Annotated in this window: 6 protein-coding genes; 5 read left to right on the forward strand and 1 reads right to left on the reverse strand. The window is 65.8% G+C overall.

Annotation, left to right across the window (positions count from 1 at the left end):
* Nucleotides 1-340 precede the first annotated feature (340 nt).
* The 5 genes from ACJJVL_RS02170 to ACJJVL_RS02190 all read left to right on the forward strand — a co-directional run bounded on the left by ACJJVL_RS02170 (nt 341) and on the right by ACJJVL_RS02190 (nt 6306).
* Nucleotides 341-736, forward strand: coding sequence for a hypothetical protein (locus ACJJVL_RS02170; RefSeq protein ID WP_405216531.1), 396 nt, complete (start codon nt 341-343; stop codon nt 734-736).
* Between the two features lie 779 nt (nt 737-1515).
* Nucleotides 1516-1791, forward strand: coding sequence for a helix-turn-helix transcriptional regulator (locus tag ACJJVL_RS02175; RefSeq protein ID WP_405216533.1), 276 nt, complete (start codon nt 1516-1518; stop codon nt 1789-1791).
* Nucleotides 1784-3097: a hypothetical protein gene (locus ACJJVL_RS02180; protein WP_405216535.1), complete on the forward strand. Its 1314-nt coding sequence runs from the start codon at nt 1784-1786 to the stop codon at nt 3095-3097. Before ACJJVL_RS02175 ends, ACJJVL_RS02180 begins: the two co-directional genes overlap by 8 nt.
* Entirely contained in the window at nt 3097-3495 is a 399-nt protein-coding gene (locus ACJJVL_RS02185) for a hypothetical protein (protein ID WP_405216537.1), read from the forward strand. Before ACJJVL_RS02180 ends, ACJJVL_RS02185 begins: the two co-directional genes overlap by 1 nt.
* A 234-nt stretch (nt 3496-3729) precedes the next feature.
* Nucleotides 3730-6306, forward strand: a complete 2577-nt coding sequence (locus ACJJVL_RS02190) for a cell wall-binding repeat-containing protein (protein ID WP_405216539.1) — start codon at nt 3730-3732, stop codon at nt 6304-6306.
* A 571-nt stretch (nt 6307-6877) separates the two neighbouring features.
* On the opposite strand, the gene ACJJVL_RS02195 is transcribed toward ACJJVL_RS02190, so the two are convergent.
* Nucleotides 6878-7309, reverse strand: a complete 432-nt coding sequence (locus tag ACJJVL_RS02195; protein WP_405216541.1) for a hypothetical protein — start codon at nt 7307-7309, stop codon at nt 6878-6880.
* Between the last annotated feature and the right edge of the window lie 647 nt (nt 7310-7956).

Genomic DNA, 7956 nt, shown 5'->3' on the forward strand with positions numbered 1-7956 from the left:
CGCAGCGGCCGCATGAACCGAGGGTGAGCGCCAGCGGCGCCAAACCACGCGATCCGCTGGCGCTCACCCGCACCAACCATGGCGCTACGCCGCACGAACAGGTGGCGCTCAGGAGGTCAAATACTCAGCATCGGATGACCGTGGTGCACGATTTCCATGAATGTGGATATGTGCCGCGCAATCGCGGCCAGCACAGGCGCGCTTTTGCACCACGCGCTGCACCACTTGGCACCGGATCCGGTGGCGCAGGTGGTGCAGCCAGCTCTCCCGTCGGTTGCAGCCGCCGCCTATAGCCCTAGTGCATGCGCACTCGCGCTAGCACTAAGTCGGAAGGATCCGGATGAACGCGAACCAAAAGGGCACCGCGAGGGCGCTTCCCTGGGGCTTCCACCTGGCTGAGCTGGTCGCACCAATCGACAGCCTTCTGACCGACCTGCAAGCGGAGCTGATCCGGCAAGTCAGCCTGGCATTGGGCGATGACGACGAGGGCCTGGCGTACCTCGACAATGACGACATTCGCGACTTCGTCGCGAGCGTGGCCGAGTGGTATTCCATGCACTACGGACGACCCGCGGCAGATAGCCAGGAGTACACGCTCGAGGTCGAGGGCATCGCCGCGCTCATTGCACCGCATGTGGTTGACGTCCCTGAGAGCATTCAGCAACGAGCTCGCGGCGTCACATGTGCCCGCGTGCCCTTTCCGAGCGCGGCGCACGTTCTCGGCTTTGAACTTTGACCGGCTTCTGCATGAGCGTTCGACCGTCATCAATTTCGTCGAGCCTCCCGATTTTCGACCACGACGGCGAGGCCGACGCTCAGCCTGCGTCCGGAGCGCTGGAGTCGGCGGACGCAGGAGGACGATTGTCACGCCGGCCATCCGATCTGCGCGCGTCGCACGGAACCGTGCAATCCGTCCGCTCTGTCGGTGGCCATGAGAAATTGCCCACTGGCGACCACGTCGCTGCCCACGGTCTGGGAAGTCGTTCTGGCCACAGGCGGGCATGCCTCCTGTCCACCATCGGACATCCTCCGCGCGAGCAGCTCGGAGGCGATCACTGCGTGGACGTTGGCGCAGAGCACATCTGTTACCCGCCCCGAGCGTGCACGTTGCCGTGCGAAGACTGCCAGCAACATCCGCGTCGTTCCGCGGATAGAGGCCTCTATCGACGCTGCATCGAGCACGCGACGAGCCGAGGCTGGTGGCCCGGCGCTCGCACTACATCAAGCGCTAATCTGCGTCGGCGCATGGAGCGAACAAGTGCTGGGTCGACGATGTCTGGGCCGTTGCGTGGGCAACGCATCGGGCCGCCGGCGGGCACCCCTCCTGGCCGTCCGTGGGCAATCTTGCTGACTGCCCGCGGGCATTTTCCGCTGGCCGCTGACACCGCTCGGGCGTGGAGGACGACCTAGCACGTAGCTAGTCAGGCGGAGTCCCCGGTGAGGCGAGCAAAGCTGCATCTTCAAATTGCGAAGCCGACGAGCGAAACGGACACCGCGTGCCGCATGGAGCAGAACATGACCACCCTGCACGCCACGACCAGCCCCGCCCCGACCGCCTATGGCAGCGGCATGACCCTGACTGCTCCCCCGCCGACCCTCGACCTTTACGCCGCCTCCTCCGGGCTCCTGCTCACCGAGACGCAGCTCGCCGCCGCGCTCGGCGTTGCAGCCAAGACCCTCCGCAACTGGCGTGCGCTCCGCACCGGGCCCGTCTGGCGCAACCTGGGCGGAGCGCTCGTCCGCTACCGAGCCGGCGACGTCGTTGCGTGGCTGGACTCCCACAATGGGTAGGCCGCGCCGCGGCGCGGGATGGGGCACGATCCGTTTCGAGCGCCGCGGGGATGTCTGGCACGTCGACGGCCGCTTCCGTGGCTCGTCGGGCAAGGACCGTCGGCATCGCGCCCACGGGCCGACGCCGGAGTTCGCGGAACTTCGTCTTCGCGCCCTGGAGAAGGACCCCGGCACCGCGCTCTCCGCCACGACTACCGTCGAGGAGCTCGCCTCATACTGGCTGCAAGAGCGCCAGAGCGACGTCGATATGCGCCTGTCCGATCCGCAAGGGCGTGCGGGGATCGCGCCACAGACACTCGTGAAGTATCGCGGAGACCTCGAATCGCGCGTGCTGCCGGCGATCGGTACCGCCCTGCTCGGGGAGCTGAGGGCGCCGGAACTCGAGCTCGTACTGCGCGAGATTCGCACGCAGGCGCAGGCCCAGCGCGTCCGCGGCCTGCTTCGCCAAATGCTCGACGAGGCTGTGCGCGTCGGGGCGATTCCGTCGACGCCGCTGGCCCGAGCGAGGCGCGTTCGCCAGCACGCTTCAGCACCGACCGCCTACAGCGCTCCTCAGCTTCTCGCGATCCGGCAAGCCTGGGAGCAGTGGGTCGGCAACTACTCCAAGCCCGGGCCAAAGCCAAACAACGATGTGCTCGACGCGCTACTCGTCTCCGTTGCGACATCCATGCGCGTCGGAGAAGTACTGGCGCTACGCCCGATGGACCTCGCTCTCACCGCCGAGCCCCCTCGCCTCGCCGTCACGGGAACCCTGGTCCAGGTCGAAACCATCCCACTACATCGCCAGCACCACCCCAAAGATGCCCGTCAGACCCGCGCGATTCGACTCTCACGATCGGCGATCGACATCCTGCGCCGCCGAAGCGCCTCCACCTCGGATCCTGAGGCACCTCTCTGGCCGGCATCCGGCGTACGTGCTACCACCCTCGCTCGACGGGCCGCGCTCCTTGGCAACCGTGCAGATGACCAGCCTTGGCTTTCCCCGCATAACGTTCGCCGAGTCATCCGCGCCTTCCGAAAGGACATGGCCGACGAACTGCGCGCGGCCGGGATTGAACCGTCTCTTCTCATCCCCAAGGCGATGCGCTCGACAGCAGCCACAGCGGTTGCGCACGCGCTCTCGAACGAACACGCCGCGGCACTCGCCGGTCATCGCTCGATCGCCGTCACGCTCGACCACTACATCGGCCGACTCGAACTTGTCGATAGCGGCCAGGCCGAGGTGCTCGATGACCTACTGGGAAATGCTGACGACAGTCACGCGACCAGACAGCCACCACCACCGAAGGAACAAAGGAGTACTTGATGCCCGACTACAAGACCACCATCCGGATCGCACCGGGCCACGACTCTCGTGACGAGGGCGGCGGTGTCCGCGCGCTCGTGATCATCTTCGATCTACAAGGCCCGCGTGCAAGGGTCAGTTGGGGCATCGACACCGGCTGGGTGCAACGGCCGGTACTGACCACCGAACTGCAGCCCGATACGCAGATTCGTGGCGACCGGCCAGGCGTCGATTCGGATGCCGTGCTCGAGTTTCCCCAACCGCTCATCGTCTCGATTGTCGATCCAACTGCCCATCCTGGCGAACCAGACATCGCGGTTCACGACTACGAGTGGTACCTGATGGAGGCACTGTTCAGCGGTGGAGCTCCAGCGGTATTCTCCATTCTGCGCACCATCCATGACGTCTACCTCGTGTAGACGAGCTTTCCGAAATCCTCGTCGCCCACTACGGCCACTATGGCCAGCCGAATTGTCAGACCTCAGCCACGTCCACATGCCGCGACACAAGCTGCAGCTGAACGTTCGACTCCAATCGGAGGGACTGGATGCGCGGGTGCACCAGCGACCGCGTCGCTACTGCCTCGAACGCCAGTCGCGCAGCCACTTCTTGTGGCATTAGCCCGATTACCCGCCTTAGATGGGATACTGAAGTTGATTCAGCAAATCACGCCTCGAAGGGCCGAAATGACTTCTCCTCTTCGCACACTAATGACGTCTTTCGCGGTTCTCTTCTCCGTTCTAGCGAGCCCCTTGAGTGTGCCCACGGCAACGTTCTCGGCATCAGACTTGGCTGCGCCGGAGGTGGTCGAATTCGACGTCGCACCACGCAACGTAGACGTTTCGCGCAATGAGCAAGTCGTCACCGTGAGAGCGCGCGTCACTGACGACTCGGACGTCCAACCCAGTCTCGCCGACCTCATCAGCAAGACAACCTCGCAGACCGTAACCGGCGAGCGCATGCAACTGGTCTCTGGTACCAACCGCGACGGCTGGTGGGAGACGCGTCTCACAGTCCCCCGCGGAGCCGCTCCCGGCGCCTGGTACGTATTGCTCTATCCGCCATCCGACTCGCACGGCAACCGTGGCAGCAGCGCCGACTATCCGCAGTTCGACAGATCACTCACCGTGACCAACACCACGATGCCGGACTTGGCTGCGCCGGAGGTGGTCGAATTCGACGTCGCACCACGCAACGTAGACGTTTCGCGCAATGAGCAAGTCGTCACCGTGAGAGCGCGCGTCACTGACGACTCGGACGTCCAACCCAGTCTCGCCGACCTCATCAGCAAGACAACCTCGCAGACCGTAACCGGCGAGCGCATGCAACTGGTCTCTGGTACCAACCGCGACGGCTGGTGGGAGACGCGTCTCACAGTCCCCCGCGGAGCCGCTCCCGGCGCCTGGTACGTATTGCTCTATCCGCCATCCGACTCGCACGGCAACGTCGGCAGCAGCGCCGACTATCCGCAGTTCGACAGATCACTCACCGTGACCAACACCGGTGACGATCGCGTGCCGCCAAACGCCCCGACCAACGTTCGAGCGACTGCTGGCAATTCATCCGCGTCGGTCTCTTGGAATCCGCCGACAATCGATGGCGATGCCGCTGTCACGTCATACATCGTTACGGCATCCCCCGGCGGCAGCACCGCGACCGTCCCGGCACCGGCGACTAGCGCGACCGTCGCAGGCCTCACGAACGGCAGCAGCTATACGTTCACCGTCGCCGCTGTGAACTCTGCTGGCAACTCCCGCGCGTCGGCGCCCACGGCGGCGGTGACGCCGCGGACTGTGGCCGACGCGCCGACGACCGTTTCAGGAACGCCCGGCAACGGCTCGACTGCGGTCTCGTGGGCCGCCCCACGCTCGGACGGCGGTGCGGCGATCGGCTCCTACATCGTGACCGCAGCCCCCGGAGGCCGCACGGAAACCGTGCCCGGGTCATCGACCGTCGCGACGGTGACCGGCCTCACCAACGGAGTAACTTACACATTCACGGTCGTTGCTGTGAACGCGGCTGGCAACTCTGTAGCCTCCGCTCCGTCGTCGGCGGTCACTCCGCGCACTGTCGCCACGGCACCGTTCGGAGCATCCGCGACTGCGGGTGTGGCGTCCGCCGTCGTTTCATGGAGCGCACCCAGCTCCACCGGAGGCGCGGCGATCCTCTCGTACTCGGTGACCGCCTCTCCCGGAGGCCGGACCGCGACCGCCACGGGGTCGGCGACGACCGCCACGGTCACCGGCCTAACCAGCGGCGTCGCCTACACGTTCACCATCGTGGCAGTGAACCCCGCCGGCAGCTCGGCAGCCTCGACCGCCTCCGCCCCTGTGACGCCGTTCGATTCGCTCGAGCGCATCTCGGGTGTCGATCGCTTTGCAACCGCAGCGGCGATCTCCGACCGCTTTCCGGTCGGTGTCAACACGGTTTACATCGCGTCAGGTGTCGGCTTCCCCGACGCGCTCGCTGGCGCGGCGCTCGCGTCACTTAACGACGCACCGATCCTGCTCGCACGCCCCACGGGCGTACCGCAGCCGACGATCGAGGCACTGCAGCGCCTGCAACCCACGAATATCGTGATCCTCGGCGGCACGCCGACTCTCAGCGACGCTGTCCGGCAGCAGTTGCTGCCCTTCGGCAACGTCAGCCGGATCGCGGGGGCCGACCGGTTCGCCACCGCGGCGATGATCTCGAAGGGCTTCGACCCGGGGATCGACACGGTCTACGTCGCCTCTGGAATGACCTTCCCCGACGCGCTCGCTGGTGCCGCGCTCGCAGGCGCGACCGGTTCGCCGGTGCTGCTCACGGCACCTGGGGATCTGCGACCGAGCGTGGCGGACGCGCTGCAACGACTCGACCCGCAGCGGATCGTGGTCCTTGGAAGCACACCGTCCGTCTCCCGCAACGTTGAGGTCGCATTGCGCGAGTTCGGCACGGTTTCTCGCATCGCCGGCGCCGACCGGTTCGAGACCGCATCCCTCATCGCGGCCCAGTTCCCGGCGTCCGACCGGGTGTTCGTCGCCAACGGCGCGAACTTCCCCGACGCGCTCGCTGGAGCGGCCTTCGCAGGCGGCGAGGCCGCTCCCGTGATACTCGTGCTGCGGGACTACCTTCCTCCCACTTCCGTGACGCAGATCGAGCGGCTCGGAGCGGAGCAGGTCTTCATCCTGGGCGACGAGCATGCGATCGGCAGTCAGGTCGCCGCCCAGCTGCGCGTAATCGTCCAGTAGCCCCGGCAGCGACGCTCGTCCAATGCATCGCGTTGGGCGAGCGTCGTCTCGCTCTCTACGAGCTGGCGACCGGCGAGTCCATCGGCGGCGGCGACCGTCCACCGAAGCTCGAGGTGCCGGCCCAGAAGCCGCCACCGGCATCGACCTAGACGAGCTATGACCGCCGCCTACCGACTCGCCGCGATCCGCGACACCGCGAACGTCGACGACACCTTCGGCGCCAGCACTGTCCGGTTCCTGCTCGAGCAGATCGACGAGCGCGACGAGAGGATCGCCGCTCAAGGCAGGCCAGCCAAGCATGTTCTCGCGCCGCAGTCTGGCACTTCGGCATCGGACTCAACACGTGTCGTTCCCTCGCCCAGATCCCTGCGGATCAGGGTCGATGCTGGGTACGACGGTCATCGTCGGGTTCGTCGTGTTTGCCGTCGCCCTGCGAGTAACCGTGCTCTGGCTGACGCTCTTTCGTGGAGCTAGCGTACAGATGCCGGCCGACGCGTTCAGGCGTCAGAGGGCGGTCACCCACGAGCAGGCCGCCTTCGTCGTATCGTTCCAAGGATGCAGCTGGGGTGCCTCAAGCATCGAGCAGTGTCCAGCCGTCTTCGTCGACGTCGTAGTTCCCGATGCTGTACTGGTGTTCGATTGAGAGCCCGCTGGCGACTTCTCGGCCAAGTGGGTGGCCTGTGCCGTGGTTGGAGCCGGCGCAGCCGCAGACGCAGTCCCAAGCGGTCGCAGGACTTGCGTTCCAGCAGTCACTGACGCACGACACCTGCCGATGCCCGTGCACAACTACGAGTATGCGACCGAACTCCTCAACAAGGCCAACGATCAAGCGGTCCCCGTTCGCGCGCGGCACTTCGAAGGCTTGCTCAACCGCGTTCCACTTGGGCTCTCGCGTGCCCGGCCCGCGGATGTCCTTGAGCAGCTGATAGTTGGCGCCGCCCTTCCGGTACGGCAGCCGCACCAGGCTGTGCTGGCCAGGGCGGAGCGTTACGACGGGTCGCATGCTCACATGATCCCACCACCCGACGGGATGTTGGTCAACGGTGAGCTGGAGGAGCGCCTTTAGTCAGACGTATGTCGAAAGCCGGGCGCGGAGCAGTCCTCCATTTGACAAGCACTCCGCCAGATCTCGTCGCACGCGTGCAAGCGCGGGCCGCACGCCCCGATTACGGCGGCGCGTGCCCTTGGCCAACCGGTCGTCTCCACCATTTCGCTGCTTTGAACGCAGTGCCGCCGGGCGGCCTGGCCGAACGCCGCATTTGTCGTGACCCCCTGTCCGCAGCGCTTCGAACCAACGCGGAAGCCGAAGGTCTGATCGCGGGCGGTGGACCGCCTGGGGCCTGCCGGGACTCGACGGGACGCCTTGCCGCCATGCCCGAGAAACGGGGTTTGTGGACGCGTTTCTGGACACTTAGGAAACCACGAAGGCGACCGGCTCTCGTTAGTGGACAGCAAAACCCCCGGCCGACTTTACGTCTGACCGGGGGTTTTCTTCTACAGCTGTCTCAACACTGTGCGCGCCCGGAGGTGTCCGGGTTCACGACATAGGTCTCACTTGATAGGTCGCTCATGAGTCGCGACATAGGTCACAGTCGCTGGCATGTCTCGCGCTCGGGTGGCCGTGTTGAAGATCGTCTCGAAGCAGCTGTC

Source organism: Agrococcus sp. Ld7 (genome assembly GCF_045064095.1).
Lineage (GTDB): Bacteria > Actinomycetota > Actinomycetes > Actinomycetales > Microbacteriaceae > Agrococcus.

Coding starts and splice junctions, on each gene's coding strand:
- ACJJVL_RS02170 (WP_405216531.1), top strand. CDS start 341: ATGAACGCGAACCAAAAGGGCACCGCGAGGGCGCTTCCCTGGGGCTTC.
- ACJJVL_RS02175 (WP_405216533.1), top strand. CDS start 1,516: ATGACCACCCTGCACGCCACGACCAGCCCCGCCCCGACCGCCTATGGC.
- ACJJVL_RS02180 (WP_405216535.1), top strand. CDS start 1,784: ATGGGTAGGCCGCGCCGCGGCGCGGGATGGGGCACGATCCGTTTCGAG.
- ACJJVL_RS02185 (WP_405216537.1), top strand. CDS start 3,097: ATGCCCGACTACAAGACCACCATCCGGATCGCACCGGGCCACGACTCT.
- ACJJVL_RS02195 (WP_405216541.1), bottom strand. CDS start 7,309: ATGCGACCCGTCGTAACGCTCCGCCCTGGCCAGCACAGCCTGGTGCGG.